This is a genomic window from Bradyrhizobium vignae, assembly GCF_900324035.1.
In the GTDB taxonomy this organism is placed as follows: Bacteria; Pseudomonadota; Alphaproteobacteria; order Rhizobiales; family Xanthobacteraceae; genus Bradyrhizobium; species Bradyrhizobium vignae.
On record NZ_LS398110.1, the window covers coordinates 506,946 to 522,501 of the forward strand.

The following is a 15,556-nucleotide window of genomic DNA, read 5'->3' on the forward strand; positions in this document are numbered from 1 at the left end:
ACAGGAGGGGACGACCTGTGAACTTGATCGTCGTTTCAAATCGCGTCGCCCGCGGCAAACCCAACGAGCCCATGACGGGCGGCCTTGCGGCGGCACTGCTTCCCGTGGTGGAACATTCTGGTGCGATCTGGGTCGGTTCCTCCGGCCGGGTGCGTGATGGCCATCAGAAGGAACCCTTCGCCGAGATCGAGGCGCTCGGGACGGGCGCGATTGCGACGCTGGATCTGCCGGCGGCGCATTACGGCGGTTATTACGAAGGCTTCGCCAATTCCGCGCTGTGGCCGGCACTGCATTCGCGCAGCGATCTGATCCGCGTCTCGCGCGAGGACTATGTCAGCTATCGCGAGGTCAATGCCTTCATGGCGCGGGCCCTGCTGCGCTTCCGAAAACCCAAGACCGCGTTCTGGGTGCAGGACTATCATTTCCTCGCGCTTGGTGCCGAGCTGCGCGAGCTCGGCGTCGATGATCCGATCGGCTTCTTCCTGCATACGCCGTGGCCCGTCGCCGCGGTGATCCAGGGCGTGCCCAACCATCGTGAGCTGATCACGGCGATGCTGGCCTACGATCTGCTCGGCTTCCAGACCGAGGAAGATCGCCAGAATTTTCTCGGCTATGTCGGTGGCGAACTCGGTCTCGCCATCGAGGACGGCATTGCGATCTCGCAGCACGGGCGCACGCGCTGCGAAGTGTTTCCGATCGGCATCGATGCGGAGAAGTTCGCTGCCTATGCCGCAAAATCGGCCTCGCATCCTGACGTGTCGCGCCTGCGCCGCAGCCTCAACGGCGAGCGGCTCGCGATCGGCGTCGACCGGCTCGACTATTCGAAGGGTCTCGTCAATCGCATCAGCGCGTTCGACAGGCTCTGGACCGAGCACCCGCAGTTTGCGCGCAGCATCTCGCTGCTCCAGATCGCCAACCCCTCGCGCGGCGGCATCGAGGCCTATGGCAATCTCCAGAACGAGGTCGCGCGCCTCGTCTCCGACGTCAACGGCCGCCACGGCGAGGTCGACTGGACGCCGATCCGCTATTTGAACAAAGGCTTCAGCCAGGCCGTGCTCGCGGGACTCTACCGCGCCGCGCAGATCGGCGTCGTGACGCCGCTGCACGACGGCATGAACCTCGTCGCCAAGGAATATGTCGCCGCGCAAAACCCGGCCGATCCCGGCGTGCTGGTGCTGTCGAAATTCGCCGGCGCGGCCAACGAGCTCGACGCCGCACTGCTGGTCAATCCGCACGACATCGACGGCATGGCCCGCGCGATCGCGATCGCCGCCGCCATGCCGCTCACCGAGCGCAAGATGCGCTGGGACGCGATGATGAAGAAGCTGCGCGGCCACACCATCCAGCAATGGTCCGCCGATTTCGTTGCCGGGCTCGAGAAGTGCCGCACCGAAAAGGCCGCCGTCGCCCCACTCGCAGCCCAGCCGCCGCAGGCGCTGCGCTGGCTGAGGTCGGCGATATCAGGGGTGCGTTTGATTTGACTTTCTTCGCCCTCGCCCCGTTCTTACGGGGAGAGGGTCGGGGTGAGGGGCCTGTTTCCGCAAGGACGGTGACAGTCGGATTCGCGGCGCCTCCTCAATAGCAATACGACACGCCATCCAGGATCGCGCATTGCCGCTTGTTCGGCGCGTTGGGATCGTCCAGCGGCACCACGCCCTTGCCCTGGCCGACGAACACGCCGGGCCCGACATGCACCGAGCTCTTGTTGCCGATGATCACGCTCTGATGCGGCGTCGAGCTCGAGCGGGTGCCGTCCGCCCAGATGATGGCATTCCCCGACAGCACCCCGCGCCGCCCGTCGTCGCAGCTGACGTCGACGCCTTGCCGGGTGCAGATCTGCCCCAGGGCCGGGGCGGCGAGGGCGGAGCCGAGGGCCGAAATCAGGCTCAGGGCGGCGATGGTCTTGCAGATGGTCATGGCGTGCCCGGTGGTGTTTGGCGGCTTCCCGTGAATCGTCGCGCCAAACCCGCCTGCGGTTCAGCCGGCAGGCGTGCCAAGGCACGTGTGGAGACCAGATATTATCCTGTAAATACAATAAGTTGCGGAAAAATCGCTCGATTTCCCCGCGATCCCTTGCAAAATCATCGGCGCCCCTTCAAGAGAGGGCGCTCTGGAGAGATGGCCGAGTGGCTTAAGGCGCACGCTTGGAAAGCGTGTGTGCGGGAAACCGTACCGTGGGTTCGAATCCCACTCTCTCCGCCAGCCGGCAAAATGTCCGGCCCGGAGACATGGGTAACGAAACGTACCTAAGAGATGGGTGACAACCTCGTGCCGATCGGGTTGTCGCGGGGTTTCAAAGTCATCTGCTCCAAGTTCGCTTCAAATTGAGATGGCCTGCAATCTGCTGCATTTCAGCGTGACGCATTCATGGCACGGCTATTTTTGCTCGGCTCGCGCTATCGCCGTCAACCCCGCGCGTGCCGCGCCCCTTCGGGCTTCGGGGGTTGACCGCGACAGCGGAGCCAAGCAAGTGGCCTTCCATGCCAAGAATGCACAAGAGCGCGTCTCCGTCAGGGCGCCGTGGTCGTGGCGGGGACATCGGTGATGGGCCTCGGACCGAACGGGTTGTCGAGAGGTTGCAAGGTCTTCTGTTCGAGATCGAAATAGCCGAGATCGTAATGCATGAAGCTGACGAGCCAGATGCCCTCGTCGACCTCCTTGATGCCGAGCTTCTGGCCAGCCAGGACGGTTGAGATGTTGATCCTCTTGCGATGCAGGCAGAGGCGGCCGCAGGCAGTGACGACGACGTCGCGGTCGTGGAAGGGATAGCTCAACTCCGGCAGGCCGGCATAGGCCCGCGCTGAGGCCGTGTAGACCTCGGCAGGGCACTTCATGCCGAGCGCCTCGTGGGGGCGCTCGGTATTGAACTCGTGCACGAAGGCATCGAAGCGCTCCTGCTGTTGCAGGCTGTTGAAGCCAGGCGGCCTGGTGGCCTCCTTCTTGAGGGTGAGGTGCATGCGCTCGTGCCGGCCATTTTGTTGCGGATGACCTGGCTTGATGCGCTCGATGGCGATACCGAGGCGGAGCCACCATACCGAGAGCTTGGAAAGATTGAACAAGGCATTGGGACTGGCAAACGGCACGCCATTGTCGGACCGAATGGCAAGCGGCAGGCCGCGCTCGCGGAACAGGCGCTCGAAGGCGGTCATGGCAGGCTCCTCGCGCGTGGAGTCGAGCGCCTCGCACAGCAGCAGGAAGCGCGCGGCATGATCGCTGACGGTCAGCGGGAAGCAGTAATGGCTGTTGCCAAGCTTGAACTCGCCTTTGAAGTCGGCGCACCAGACATCGTTCGGGGCAGTCCCTTGCGATAGCGACGTGCCGCGCGCGCGATGGCGCGGCCCGCCGCCCCGCCTGACCAGGCCGTGGCGATCGAGCACCGCATGAATGGTGCTTTTGGCCGGCACCCGGACATCGCCGTCGAGCCGTCGCACCAGGAGTTCGCGGATCTTGCGGGCCCCCCAATGCGGCTTCTCGGCCTTGAGCTGGACAATCAGCGTCTCGATCTGGGCCGGCAGTTGATTGGCGTAGCGAACCGGCCGCCTGGAGCGGTCGCTCAGCGCCTCCAGGCCATGTTCCTTGTAGCGATCGAAAATCTTGTAGCCGGTCTTACGGGAGATGCCGAACTCCCGGCAGACATCCGTCATGGCTTCCCCGTCCAACAGGCGGGCGACAAAGCGAAGGCGCTCCTCCATTACCGAACTCGCTTTCCACGGCATCCACACCTCCCGCAGAACAAAAGCGGAAAGTGTAACCCATGTGCCCGGTACGTTCTGTCACCTATGTCTCGGGCCGCTCAAAAATGATCTCGTACTTAGAGCTGCAGACAGGCCAAAAATTCGGCCGTTTTCTTGCTTTTCGCTTCGGTCGATTTGAACAAGCGGCCTCCGCAGCCGGCAGCATGAAAGAGCTGACCGGGACCGATCACTATCGTTTCGCTTTCAGAAACTTAAGCCAGGGTGCGCCTGACGTAACCAGTCCCTGGATGTCTTGGATAATCAGGGGTCGCTGACGCCAGAGGACCTGGGAAGATTCCTCCGGCGATCTCAAGCTTGGAATATGACTACGGAGCTTCGCGAATTTTCGTCCGGACCACTGGAGGTCGACAGCTCGAGAAATCGCGTGTTGTCGTAGGCGCTGTCCGGGTCACCTAGGTGAAGCTCCGCCTCTTCGATCTCGAGGTACTGACCGGTGATCAGCTTGCCTTCGTCACCCTTATCCTGCAGGTAATCTTTCTGTACGATCAGGTCGGCCTTTGCAGCCGCTTCGTGGTAGCTATTTGCTTCTACCTCGATTTCGCCGATATGGACCTTGGCGTATGTCTGAACGTAAAACTTCGGCATCTACTTTGCTCCTGGTCCCAGAACGCTGCCTTCGAACACACCATTGCGATCCTTTCAATTCGCAAAAAGGGGCTAGGCTGTCGCAGCGAAGCGTACCTGGAGGTGCACTGTGGGCGGACAAATTGAACGCAAGTCTCCCAGCAAGGAGACGAGAGAAGTCGAAACTGCGCTTCGCGAAAGTGAGCAGCGGTTGCGCTTCCTGGCCGCGATAGTCGAGTCCAGTGACGACGCGATTGTAAGCAAGAATCTCGATGGCATTATTACAAGCTGGAACAAAGGTGCCGAGCGTATATTTGGCTTCTCGGCCGGCGAGGCGATCGGCCAACCCATTACAATTGTAATCCCTCAGGACCGGCAGAGCGAAGAGCGCGAGATTCTCACGCGCATCAGACGAGGTGAGCGCATCGACCATTTTGAGACGGTTCGGCAACGCAAGAATGGCAGCTTGATCGTAATTTCGTTGACCGTTTCTCCTGTCAAAGATGACCATGGCAAGATTGTCGGTGCATCAAAGATCGCGAGAGATATTACGGAGCAGAAGAGGAATCAGGAGCTGATCACGACATTGGCGCGGGAGGCCGAGCACCGCAGCAAGAACCTGCTTGCGACCATTCGGGCGGTGGTTAGTCGTTCTCAATCAGACTCGCCGGAAGATCTCAAAGAAATAATCATTGGACGCATCGAAGCGCTTGAGAAAGTGTGCTCACTTTTTGTCGCGACACGCTGGATCGGTGCCGAGCTATCCGCGATCGCGACACAGGAACTGGCTCCATATTCCCAAAGTGGGAAGCGGGTGCTCATAGACGGAGCGCAAATTCTACTAGAGCCCGGCATCGCTCAGGCAATTGCCATGACGTTGCACGAGCTGGCCACCAACGCTGCAAAATACGGTGCTTTGTCCCAGCCCAAGGGCCAATTAAGCCTGCAATGGTCGCAGGAGGCTGACGGCAAACTATACCTGTTCTGGACTGAGACAGGTGGTCCAGACGTGCAGCAACCGACCCAGAACGGCGTTGGTGTCGGTATGATTGAAGGAATGATCAGCCACTTGAAGGGGACGGTCCGCTTTGATTGGCACAAAGAGGGACTTGTCTGCGAAATTATGGTCCCGCTCTGAGGCCGCAACTGATCCCGGCGGGTAGAGAGAATTGATCGCCTCCCAATGAGCATCGGCTGCCGCTTATGGCCCTTGGCCGAACAAGGCGCGGCCATTGTGGTGTCGGCTATCGCGGCTAGACCGGACGCACGCTGTGCTCACTTCGACCGCCGCTTACCCAAAGCGGGCCTCGCGCTCAGTTTACGTGTTGGGATTCGCCGCGAGTATAATCGCTGCAGGGGATTGTAATGAGCCCAATCACGTGGCTCGTCGCCCGAGAGCCGGCAGGTGGTGGCTCCGAGGCACAAACCTCAATTCCGCTCGCTTTTTGCGTTATTCGGCACTTGGCGCCGAGGTTCTCTGGCGACAGGCGGCCCCGTTACTAAGTGTTTGAAATCGTCTGTCCGCGACCCCGGGCGAAGATGCCGGTAAGTCATCTCGGGAGGGCGCGAGCCGTGGTGCTACATGGCGATCCGCGGACGTGCGAATGCCTGCGGATGTCATGCTTGCTGTGTGGGAGGATGCCGCGCCCTAAAGCGCGATGAGATTTGGATGAATCGTCATCGCGCTTTAGCTTGTTGTTTACGCATGATCTTTCCGGAAAACCGCTTCGCACTTTTCCGGATCATGCTTTAGTGCTGGATGCGGCCCCGGTCTCTCCAGGCGATCCGAAAGTCTTTTCCCGTCAGCCGTCAGAACAGGCAGCGGTGGCCGTCTTTGAAGGTCTGAGGTCAGGACCGGTGGGAGGAACCACCAGAACGTCCACGTTCAGGGAGCGAAGAACTTCTTCCGTCACACTCCCGATCAACGCGCGAAGCAGCCCGGATCGGCTGTGCGTACCCATCACGAGCATGTCGGGTCGCTTCTCTGCAACCGCACGCGCGATCACCTGCATGGGAGCGCCCTCGTCGACCCTAAGCGACCATCGGCGGGCGCCGAACTCATTGGCGACGAGAAAACTGCTCATTTCCTCCATCGCTCCGTGACGCTCGCTATCGACATATCCACTGATGACGTCGGAGCTCGCACCAGAGCTGAGCAATCGTCTCTTAGCCACCGGCGAGAAGGCGTGAAGGAGCGTCGAGCCGTCTTCCAAAAACCCGGCGGACAGACCGAAGCGGATCGCGTCGGCAGATGTCTCCGACATGTCGACTGGCACCAGAACCCGTTCGTAGTGCCGCTGCGCCTCGTTGTTCACCATCAGCACGGGATACTTTCCTCCGCGAACGACACGCTCGATAGTGGTCCCTGTAAAGATGTCGCGCAGAAACTGCTTGCGATGGGCCCCCATCACGATGAGATCGGCGCCGACCGCGGCGCTCGCGCGCAAGATTCCGTCGAAGGGGTGACCCGTGATCACGATCGGATGACAGCGCGCGTCATGCAGCTCGGGCATGGACCCGATCTGCTCCACCAGCACCCGCTGGGCCTCCCGTTCTTCCATGCGAACCAGATCGTCCGGCTGGTCTTCATCAACGACGTGAACAAGGTGCAGCTCGGCGCGGCGAGCGCGGGCCAGAAGGCCGGCTTGCCGCAGGGCGCGATGGGAACGCGTAGAGAAATCCGTCGCAGCGACGATGATCATGTCAGAACCCTTGTACTGGCCGACCGCGCCGCGTCTTTTCGGCAAGGCCGGCGATTCGATTGCTTCAAGGCCGGCTCATGACGCGGCAACGCGCGGGCGCCCTGAGATGAAGAGCGCGGTAGCGGGTCGCGGTCAAAACCGTCAGGTGACAAAGCACCTTCCAGCGTCACCTTTCCGGGTCATGCGGCATCGGCGGCGGACGGCGAGCGAATGCCGCCCGAAACCCGTCGGGGTCGTAAATCCAGATGAACAGGATCCACGAGGTCAGAACCAGCAGTGCCAAAAAGACAGACATGAAGAACTCCCGGCTTGGTCAGAATCGTTGAGTTGCCGCGCCCGGGCGATACAAAATCGCCCGGGTCACATGCCGATTTGCAGCCGGTTCTCCTGAATGTCTGGTCGCACTTTGGTCATCACGTCCTCTGTTTGGGATGCCGCAGATCTCTGAATGGCATCCGCATAATCAGGCCGGCGACGGCCCAACGATCGGCCGGCTGAAGTCGCGGAGAACGCGCACAGTTCAGCATCACGCCTACAATGGACTTAAGCGTGCGCCGCAGGCGATCAATTGCGACATTTAGTCGGCCTTGCCCGCCGAAGCGTCGCCTGGCGCCGCGTGAGGCAGCGCCCGGCCTACGGGTTCACCCAGCTGGGCCCGTTCCGCGGTGTCGCGAAAGCGGGCTGCGCCGACGAGAACGGTCAACGCGATCGGGGTGGTCACGGCGCCGAGTACGACGATCAGGATTTCGTGCAGCACCGCTCTGCTCTCCAGAACCGAGAAGCAGACCATCGAAGCGGCCGCGATGAAGACGGTGCCGAGTGTTGTTCCGAGCGTCGGCGCATGGACGCGCTCGTAGAATGTGCCGAGCCGCAAAAGGCCCAGCGAGCCGATCAGCGTGACGGCAGCGCCGGTCAAAAGGAAGACCGCTGTGAGGACGGCAGCCCAAGGCGGCAAGTGCTCGATGCCGTTCATTCGATCACCTCGCCGCGAAGGAGGAACTTGGCGAGCGCAACCGTCCCGACGAATCCGAACAGGGCCATGGCCAGGGCAGCCTCGAAATAAAGCGCCTCGCCGGTTCGAATCCCGACCGTCAGAAGCAACAACATCGCGTTGACGGACAACGTGTCGAAACCGAGAACGCGATCCTGAGCGCGCGGTCCAAGGAAGATGCGCAAAGCGCCGCAGCCGATCGCCAATCCCAGCAACACCTGCGCGACCAGGAGCGAGTAGGTCAGCATGAGCTGGCTCATTCGAATATCTCCAGCAGATGACGTTCGTAACGGTCCTTGATGGTGCGGATCCACTCCTCTTCATCGACGAGGTCCAGAACGTGGATGGTCAGCGCCCCTCTTTGGGCGTCGAAATTCACCCACAGCGTCCCCGGGGTCGATGTAATGATGCAGGCGAGCGAGGCCAGCCCGTAGGGGGCGCGCATGTCGAGCGGAATCTCCACGAAGCCCGGCGCTCGCTGTCGCCGTCCAAAGCCGAGAACGATCCGCCCCACCGCTAGATTCGAGCGCACGATGTCGACGGTGACCCGTGCCAACAGTCGCATAATGACGCCGGGTCGCCTGACCCGCACGCTCTGTATTTCCAGTACGGTCAGGATCCGACCACCGACGAGGGCGACCAAGCAGCCAAGCAGGATGTGCCCAAACGTGACCGCTTGATTGAGCAGCAGCCACAATGCGAGCAGGCAGGAGCTCACGATCGGAAAAGGCAGCAAGCGTGTCATTTGCCCTCCGCTTGTCGGCTGCTAGAGCCGGTGTTCAGGACGTCGCCGATGTAGTCCGCCGGCGCGTGGAGGGATTGCGCAGTGGCCTGCATGAAGCGGATCACGGGACCGGCCCAGACGGTTTGCGCTGCACAGATGAACAGCAGGAACATGATCGGCGCCATCTCGATCACGCGCACGCGCGGCACAGTGCGATCGGGCGAGGCCCAGAAGATACGGATTCCAGCGCGTGCCATCGCGACCAAGGTCGCGAAACCCGAGAGGATCAGCACTGCTAGCAGAGCCCATCCGCTGCCGGGAATGGCCCCCCCTGGCTGATCGGCCGGATGCAGAGCCGCCGCGAGCAGCGCGAATTTGGCGATAAATCCGGACAGCGGCGGCAAGCCGGCGATGACCAGCGCGCAGCCGATGAAAGCGACGCCGAGCAATCCCATGGTGGCCACGATCGCGATGCCCACGTCCCCTTCGGCTTCGTCTGTCTCGACCTCCTCTCCATAAGCTTCCCGCGTGACGGCGATCATGTCCGCTCCAGGTTCACGGCCGCGCTCGATGAGCTCGACGAGGAGAAAGAATGCTCCGATGCCGAGCGTCGAGCTGACCAGGTAGAAGAGCGCTCCACTGGTGACGCCGACCTGTCCCATCCCCGTGGCGGCGAGCACCGTTCCGGAGGATATGAGCACGGAGAAACCGCCGAGTCGGGCGGTGTCTTGCGAGGCCAATGTGCCGATCGCTCCGAACAGGATCGTCGCCAAGCCGGCCAACAACAAGAACTCCCTGCCGAAGCCGGCCGATGCGCCGGCGTCCTCGCCGAAAAGCAAGAGCGACAGGCGCAGCACGATATAGACGCCGACCTTCGTCATGATCGCAAAGATCGACGCCACCGGCGGACTTGCGGCGGCGTAGGCGGTCGGCAGCCAGAAGTTCAAGGGCCACATTCCGGCCTTGAGCAGGAAGGCAACCGCAAGCACGCCCGCACCTGCTTCGAGCAAGCCGCGGCTCTCGGCGGCGACCGCCGGCACGCGTGCCGCGAGATCCGCCATGTTGAGCGTTCCGGTCACGCCGTAGATCAGGCTGACCCCGATCAGAAACAACAGCGAGGCGGCGAGGTTGACGACGATGTAATGCAGCCCTGCCTTCACCCGTGCAAGGCCGGATCCGTGCAGCAGAAGACCGTACGACGCCGCCAGCAACAACTCGAAGAACACGAACAGGTTGAAGAGATCGCCCGTGAGGAAGGCGCCGTTGAGGCCCATCAGCAGGAATTGAAACAGCGGATGGAAATGCGCGCCTGCCCGGTGCCAGCGTGCAAGGGAGTACACCACCGAGGCCAGCGCGAGGACATTGGTCAGCAGCAGCATTAGAGCCGACAGCCGATCAAGAACGAGGACAATTCCGAATGGCGCAGGCCAATTGCCCAGACGATAGACGTCCCTTGTACCGGCATCCGAGAGTCCGAGCAGGATCGTGGCAATGCAAACGAGGGCAACGGTTGCGCCGACGTTGAGGCCGGCGACGATCGAGCGGTGCTTCTCTCCGTTGAGCAGCAGCATGCCGGCACCTGCCAGCAGGGGCAGGAGGATCGGCGCAATGACCAGACCAGAGGCGCCGCTCACGCTTCCGGCTCCTGGCCGTCGACATGATCGGTCCGGGCGAGGCCGCGGGATGCCAGCAGCACCACGAGGAAGAGCGCGGTGGTCGCGAAACTGATGACGATTGCAGTCAGTACAAGCGCCTGCGGGAGCGGATCGGCAAACCGCGCAGAATCTCCGGCCTCCTTTGTGATGAGCACCGGAGCCCCCGTCCGCACTCGCCCCATGGCCACGATGAACAGATTAACCGAGTAGGAAAGCAACGAGAGCCCGATGATAACCTGAAAGGTGCGCGGCCTGAGGATCAGCCAAACGCCGGACGCGGCAAGCGTACCGATACCGATCGCCAGCACGAACTCCATCAGACCAGTTCCTCCCTCGATGGCTCACTGGCCAAGCCTCGGCCGCTCTGAGGCGGAACTGCGTAGCGACGCAGCGATTGATGCGCGATCGCGATGAGCATCAGCACCGTGGCGCCGATCACGAGTGAGAACACGCCGACGTCGAAAAGGAATGCGCTCGCTGTGGGGACGCGGCCGACCAGCGGCAGTTCGGCATACGCAAAGTACGAGGTCAGAAACGGATATCCGAAAACGCAGGCAGCTGCCCCCGTGCACCCAGCGAGCAGAAGCCCAATCCCCATCCAGCGTACCGGCATGACGTGCAGACGAGCTTCCACCCATGTCGTGCCGCGAGCCATGTACTGCAGGATGAACGCGGTCGCCATGGCGACGCCGGCCACGAAGCCTCCGCCCGGAAGATCGTGCCCGCGCAACAGCAGGAAGACCGCGACCACGCCGATCACGGGAAACATCAGCCTCATCATCAGCGACGCGGTCTCCGTGGTGTCCTTGGCGGTGTCACCCTTCTGTCGGTCGGGATGCGCCTCGTCGTGGCTGTCCTGGGCGTGCTGCTGTTCGGGAACGGGAATGCTCTCCGGCGCCGGACGGAAGCGGCGCAACAGCGCGTAGACGGTGAGCGCAACGACAGCGAGGACTGTGATCTCACCCATTGTGTCGAATCCGCGGAAGTCCACCAGGATGACGTTGACCACGTTGGTTCCGCCACCTTTGGTATAGGCGTTCTCGACGAAGTAGCGCGAGATGCTGTTCGTATCGGGATGCTGCATGGCTGCAAACGCGAGTGTCGCCAGCCCGACGCCGACGGAGAGCGCGATCGCGAAGTCACGCACGCGGTGCCATCGAATCCTGCCGGCTGGCGCTTCCGCCCCGGCCGGTGCGATACGTTTTGGCAACCATCGCAAGCCGAGTAGCAGGAGCACTGTCGTGACCGTCTCGACGACGATCTGCGTCAGGGCCACGTCGGGAGCCGATAGCCATACGAAGGTGACGCAGGTCACGAGACCGGCAGACCCGAGCAGGATCAGCGCGACGACGCGATGAAACTTGGCTTCGATCGCGGCGCCGACCGCGCAGGCGGCGCCGACCGTCCAAAGCAAAGCGAACGCAAGGTCAAATGTAGTCCGCAGGGGATCCGCCAGCGGGAGGCCGCGCGAATAGAGCGGCAGCAAGGCGGCGAGGAACGCCGTAGCGGCCAAGACTCTCAGTTGTGGCTGGAGACGTCGCGTCCCAAGCTTGCTCTCGAGCCAGCGTGCAAGACGCCAGGATAACGTCACCATCATCCAGTCGAAGATCTGCTTCCCGCTGAACCGGCCGAGCAAGGGCGGCCCCTCGTTGGCGAGAAGGTAGGAGCTCAGCATCACATAGACGCCGACGCCGCCAACCATCGCCAGAACGCTCATCAGCAATTCGGGCGTGAAGCCGTGCCATATCTTCAGACTGTACTCCGGCATGTTGGAACCGAGCACAGCGCCAGCGGCGGTATCGAGGACCGGTGCAACGGTCAACGCCGGCGCTATGCCCACCACGACGCATGCAAGCACGAGAAGCTCGGCCGGAAGCCGCATCAGGAGGGGCGGCTCGTGGGGGGTGCGCGGAAGACCGACGGGGGCGGGACCGAAGAAGACGTCACGAATGAACCGGAGAGAATAGGCAACGGTGAAGGTGCTTGCCGCGGTGACGATGTAGGGAAGCGCTCGATCGACGAGTGAATTGTCATGGACTTCGATTGTTTCGGCGAAGAACATCTCTTTCGAGAGGAAGCCATTCAGCAGCGGCACGCCGGCCATGGACCCGGCCGCGACCATGGCCAGCGTCGCGGTGATCGGCATGAACGCGTAGAGACCGCTCAAGCGCCGAATGTCGCGCGTGCCGGTTTCGTGGTCGATGATGCCCGCCGCCATGAACAGCGATGCCTTGAAGGTGGCATGATTCATGATGTGAAAGACCGCTGCGATCTGCCCGAACGGCGTGTCCAGTCCAGTCAAGAGCGTGATCAAGCCGAGATGGCTGATGGTCGAGTAAGCCAGCAGGCCCTTTAGATCCTGCTGGAATACCGCGAGAAACGCGCCCACCAGGAAGGTGATCAGACCGGCCGATCCCACCAGCCACAGCCATTCGTTCGATCCGCCGAGGGCGGGCCAGAGCCTGACCAAAAGAAACACACCGGCCTTCACCATCGTTGCCGAGTGCAGATAGGCCGATACGGGAGTCGGAGCCGCCATCGCGTGCGGCAGCCAAAAATGGAAGGGAAATTGGGCGCTCTTGGTCAGGGCGCCGAGCAGGATCAGCACGAGCGCGGGGACATAGAGCGGATGCGAACGGATCGCCTCTCCTGACGTCAACACCTTGTCCAGGTCATAGCTGCCGACGATGTGGCCAATCAGCAAGACGCCGGCGAAGAGGCAGAGCCCACCGCTCGAGGTGACCACCAGCGCCATACGCGCGCCGTCACGCGCAGCCGAATTGTGATGCCAGTAGCTGATCAGCAGGAACGAAAACAGGCTAGTCAGCTCCCAGAAGAACACGAGCTGGAGCAGGTTGCCGGAGAGCACGATCCCCAGCATCGCGCCCATGAACGCCAGCAGCAGGGAAAAGAACCGGGGCACGGGATCGCTGGGCGACATGTAATAGCGGGTATACAGCACCACCAGAAAGCCAATTCCGGTGATCAGCATGGCGAATGCCCATGCGAAGCCGTCGAGCCTCAACGCAAATTCCAGTCCAAGTTCAGCGATCCATTCCGTCCGCCAGCAGACAACGCCACCGTTCGTCACGCTCGGGTAAGCCATACCGACGAGGCTAAAGGCAGCAAGTGCGACGCCGCCGGCGAGCCACGCCTCAGCGTTGCGCGCATTGACTCGCAAAAGAGCCGCAGTACAGCTTCCGGCGAAAGGAAGCGCAAGGACGGCAAGGAGGAACATCGCGTTCGTTGCCCAGCTGCAAGATGTGTGTATTCGCTGACCCCGACTGCTTAGCCGACGCGAATAGATATCTCCACTGCTAGATTTGGCGCGGTTGCAAGTGATCGACCTTGAAGCCCTACTCTGCCAGAACCGCTGACAAGACTCGCTCTAAATTGAGCGGTCAGATCCAGTGAGGAAGGGTGCCGACCAGAGCGGCAACTGGGGCCGCGATAGCGCCGAGCAAAGCGTAAAGGCCGCAGAGCACGATTGTCCGCCAGCCACTTGTATCGATTGGCTTATCGTTTGGCTCGGGTCCTCAGCTTGGCTGAACTCGGCGTGGCCCCGCGTCATCGTGGCCCTTCGTTTGTTCCGCCGCAGGTGCAAGCGATCGAGCAACATAACCACGTCCAGTCGGATTGCGACTCACATTCACGTCAAGGTCTACTATTCAACCGACAGATATCGTTTGCAGCGAGCGAGGATCGCGGCCATCCTCGATGGTCTTCACCTTGATCGTCCGGATTGCCCGCCACTGTGCGGTTTCGTCGCAATGTTTCCCGCTGAATGGCCACTATATTCAGTCTGCTATGACTTGTGTCGTCGACATCGATCCGCGCGTTGCGCGGCGTTGCTTGCACGCCGGACGGCTCCAAGCAGGAGCTTAGCCGGACGGTAGTTGGTGCCGTCCGGATTACCCCCTTCGTTCATCAAACGGATTTGGTGTGTGGCTCTCCCGCGAGGAGAAGCCCAGACAAGTAGGCATGGCGTGAACAACCCCTTTTTTCCGAACGTCACGCAAGGCTTTCGCGCCGAAGCCCGCAGGGACGAAGGCGAACTCGTTGCCGCTTGCTTCGGCTCGGCAAGCCGGCGCGGGTCAAACTTCCTCTGAGCCCTCCACCGCTATCTCATCCCACCAATTTCCACCTCCCATCTCCGGCCCGCTTCAGCGCGGGATCGCTCACCCGCACGTGCTCGGCGAGGAAATCGATGAAGGCACGGACGCGCGCGGGTAGCGGGGCGGCGTGGCCGACATAGACGGCGTGGATGTCTTCGCGGTCGCCGGGATTGTAGCTTTGCAGCACCGGCACGAGGCGGCCGGATTCGATGTCGGGGCCGATGTGGAAGAGCGCGAGGCGGGCGAGGCCGATGCCGCCGAGGCAGAGACGGCGGGCGGCTTCGCCGTCGCTGGCGCGCGCGACCGGAGCGGGCAGGGCCTGCTCGGTGTGGTCGCCACGCCTGAACGGCCAGCCGCGGATGCTGCGCGGAAAGGTCCAGCCGATGCCACGGTGATCGACGAGATCGGCCGGCGTCTTCGGCATGCCGCAGCGTGCGAGATAGTCCGGCGCGCCGACCACGACCATGCGGCTGGTGCCGAGCTTTCGCGCGACGAGGCGTGAGGCGCGCAGCGGGCCGACGCGAATGGCGACGTCGGCGCGCTCCTGCATCAGGTCGATCAGCGTATCGGTCAGCACGAGATCGAGCGTGACGTTCGGATGCTGCTTCAGGAAGCGCGGGATCAACGGCATCACATGCAGCATGCCGAAGGGAATGTTGCAATTGACCGTGAGGCGGCCGCGCGGCGCCGCGCCTGAGGCCGCCTCGCGCTCGGCCTCCTCCATCTCGGCGAGGATGCGCAACGAGCGCTCGTAAAAGGCCTGGCCTTCCTCCGTCAGCGTCAGCTTGCGCGTGGTTCGGTTGACCAGCCGCGCGCCGAGGCGCGCCTCCAGACGCGAGATCAGCTTGCTGACGCCGGACGGGGTCAGGCGCAGCTTTCGCGCGGCCTGGGTGAATCCGCCGAGGTCGACGACGCGGACGAAGACCTCCATCTCGGCGGCGCGGTTGGTGTCGAAGCGGGCCATGTTGAATTCACGTCACAAATGATTGGATTGCGGACATTCTAATGGTTCTGCGGCCGTGCCGCTATTTGCGTGGCTCGTCTCACCCA

The 15,556-nt window shown here is 62.2% G+C and carries 14 protein-coding genes and 1 tRNA gene; 3 read left to right on the forward strand and 12 right to left on the reverse strand.

Features of this window, described 5'->3' with window-relative positions:
• Positions 1–17 precede the first annotated feature (17 nt).
• A complete protein-coding gene (locus tag BRAD3257_RS02400; protein ID WP_162500075.1) occupies positions 18–1,481 on the forward strand; it encodes a trehalose-6-phosphate synthase in 1,464 nt (487 codons plus the stop codon).
• A gap of 94 nt (positions 1,482–1,575) precedes the next feature.
• On the opposite strand, the gene BRAD3257_RS02405 is transcribed toward BRAD3257_RS02400, so the two are convergent.
• A complete protein-coding gene (locus BRAD3257_RS02405; protein ID WP_122400500.1) occupies positions 1,576–1,917 on the reverse strand; it encodes a hypothetical protein in 342 nt (113 codons plus the stop codon).
• A gap of 195 nt (positions 1,918–2,112) precedes the next feature.
• Here BRAD3257_RS02405 and BRAD3257_RS02410 point away from each other — a divergent pair.
• A tRNA-Ser gene (locus BRAD3257_RS02410) sits at positions 2,113–2,202 on the forward strand.
• Positions 2,203–2,510: 308 nt separating this feature from the next.
• On the opposite strand, the gene BRAD3257_RS02415 is transcribed toward BRAD3257_RS02410, so the two are convergent.
• Both BRAD3257_RS02415 and BRAD3257_RS02420 read right to left on the reverse strand, forming a co-directional pair.
• Positions 2,511–3,716 (reverse strand): integrase core domain-containing protein, encoded by a 1,206-nt coding sequence (locus BRAD3257_RS02415; RefSeq protein WP_122400437.1) that lies wholly within the window; start codon positions 3,714–3,716, stop codon positions 2,511–2,513.
• Between the two features lie 327 nt (positions 3,717–4,043).
• Entirely contained in the window at positions 4,044–4,340 is a 297-nt protein-coding gene (locus BRAD3257_RS02420; RefSeq protein WP_122400501.1) for a hypothetical protein, read from the reverse strand.
• 109 nt (positions 4,341–4,449) lie between these two features.
• On the opposite strand from BRAD3257_RS02420, the gene BRAD3257_RS02425 reads away from it, so the two are divergent.
• Complete coding sequence (locus BRAD3257_RS02425; RefSeq protein ID WP_122400502.1) at positions 4,450–5,457, forward strand: PAS domain S-box protein; 1,008 nt, start codon at positions 4,450–4,452, stop codon at positions 5,455–5,457.
• Positions 5,458–6,121: 664 nt separating this feature from the next.
• Here the strand turns inward: BRAD3257_RS02425 and BRAD3257_RS02430 are convergent.
• From BRAD3257_RS02430 to BRAD3257_RS02465, 9 genes are all read right to left on the reverse strand, one after another.
• Positions 6,122–7,021 carry a universal stress protein gene (locus BRAD3257_RS02430; RefSeq protein WP_122406333.1) on the reverse strand — a complete coding sequence of 300 codons (900 nt, stop codon included), beginning with the start codon at positions 7,019–7,021 and terminating at the stop codon, positions 6,122–6,124.
• A 166-nt stretch (positions 7,022–7,187) separates the two neighbouring features.
• Positions 7,188–7,316 carry a hypothetical protein gene (locus BRAD3257_RS41650; protein WP_283809926.1) on the reverse strand — a complete coding sequence of 43 codons (129 nt, stop codon included), beginning with the start codon at positions 7,314–7,316 and terminating at the stop codon, positions 7,188–7,190.
• A 282-nt stretch (positions 7,317–7,598) separates the two neighbouring features.
• Positions 7,599–7,994: a monovalent cation/H(+) antiporter subunit G gene (mnhG, locus tag BRAD3257_RS02435; protein ID WP_122400503.1), complete on the reverse strand. Its 396-nt coding sequence runs from the start codon at positions 7,992–7,994 to the stop codon at positions 7,599–7,601.
• On the reverse strand, positions 7,991–8,272 hold the full coding sequence (locus BRAD3257_RS02440) for a K+/H+ antiporter subunit F (protein WP_122400504.1): 282 nt from the start codon (positions 8,270–8,272) through the stop codon (positions 7,991–7,993). The genes mnhG and BRAD3257_RS02440 overlap by 4 nt, the downstream gene beginning before the upstream one ends.
• Positions 8,269–8,757: a Na+/H+ antiporter subunit E gene (locus BRAD3257_RS02445; protein WP_122400505.1), complete on the reverse strand. Its 489-nt coding sequence runs from the start codon at positions 8,755–8,757 to the stop codon at positions 8,269–8,271. The genes BRAD3257_RS02440 and BRAD3257_RS02445 overlap by 4 nt, the downstream gene beginning before the upstream one ends.
• Entirely contained in the window at positions 8,754–10,370 is a 1,617-nt protein-coding gene (locus BRAD3257_RS02450) for a monovalent cation/H+ antiporter subunit D (RefSeq protein WP_122400506.1), read from the reverse strand. Before BRAD3257_RS02450 ends, BRAD3257_RS02445 begins: the two co-directional genes overlap by 4 nt.
• Positions 10,367–10,708 (reverse strand): Na+/H+ antiporter subunit C, encoded by a 342-nt coding sequence (locus tag BRAD3257_RS02455; RefSeq protein WP_122400507.1) that lies wholly within the window; start codon positions 10,706–10,708, stop codon positions 10,367–10,369. Before BRAD3257_RS02455 ends, BRAD3257_RS02450 begins: the two co-directional genes overlap by 4 nt.
• Entirely contained in the window at positions 10,708–13,629 is a 2,922-nt protein-coding gene (locus BRAD3257_RS02460) for a monovalent cation/H+ antiporter subunit A (RefSeq protein ID WP_122400508.1), read from the reverse strand. Before BRAD3257_RS02460 ends, BRAD3257_RS02455 begins: the two co-directional genes overlap by 1 nt.
• A gap of 887 nt (positions 13,630–14,516) precedes the next feature.
• The gene (locus tag BRAD3257_RS02465; protein ID WP_122400509.1) at positions 14,517–15,470 is read right to left on the reverse strand and encodes a LysR family transcriptional regulator; all 954 of its coding nucleotides are present in this window, start codon (positions 15,468–15,470) and stop codon (positions 14,517–14,519) included.
• Positions 15,471–15,556 lie beyond the last annotated feature (86 nt).

Excerpts from the sequence above, each read along its gene's own strand:
- BRAD3257_RS02405 (WP_122400500.1), bottom strand. The coding sequence starts at position 1,917 with ATGACCATCTGCAAGACCATCGCCGCCCTGAGCCTGATTTCGGCCCTC.
- BRAD3257_RS02415 (WP_122400437.1), bottom strand. The coding sequence starts at position 3,716 with ATGCCGTGGAAAGCGAGTTCGGTAATGGAGGAGCGCCTTCGCTTTGTC.
- BRAD3257_RS02420 (WP_122400501.1), bottom strand. The coding sequence starts at position 4,340 with ATGCCGAAGTTTTACGTTCAGACATACGCCAAGGTCCATATCGGCGAA.
- BRAD3257_RS02430 (WP_122406333.1), bottom strand. The coding sequence starts at position 7,021 with ATGATCATCGTCGCTGCGACGGATTTCTCTACGCGTTCCCATCGCGCC.
- BRAD3257_RS41650 (WP_283809926.1), bottom strand. The coding sequence starts at position 7,316 with ATGTCTGTCTTTTTGGCACTGCTGGTTCTGACCTCGTGGATCCTGTTC.
- mnhG (WP_122400503.1), bottom strand. The coding sequence starts at position 7,994 with ATGAACGGCATCGAGCACTTGCCGCCTTGGGCTGCCGTCCTCACAGCG.
- BRAD3257_RS02440 (WP_122400504.1), bottom strand. The coding sequence starts at position 8,272 with ATGAGCCAGCTCATGCTGACCTACTCGCTCCTGGTCGCGCAGGTGTTG.
- BRAD3257_RS02445 (WP_122400505.1), bottom strand. The coding sequence starts at position 8,757 with ATGACACGCTTGCTGCCTTTTCCGATCGTGAGCTCCTGCCTGCTCGCA.
- BRAD3257_RS02455 (WP_122400507.1), bottom strand. The coding sequence starts at position 10,708 with ATGGAGTTCGTGCTGGCGATCGGTATCGGTACGCTTGCCGCGTCCGGC.
- BRAD3257_RS02460 (WP_122400508.1), bottom strand. The coding sequence starts at position 13,629 with ATGTTCCTCCTTGCCGTCCTTGCGCTTCCTTTCGCCGGAAGCTGTACT.
- BRAD3257_RS02465 (WP_122400509.1), bottom strand. The coding sequence starts at position 15,470 with ATGGCCCGCTTCGACACCAACCGCGCCGCCGAGATGGAGGTCTTCGTC.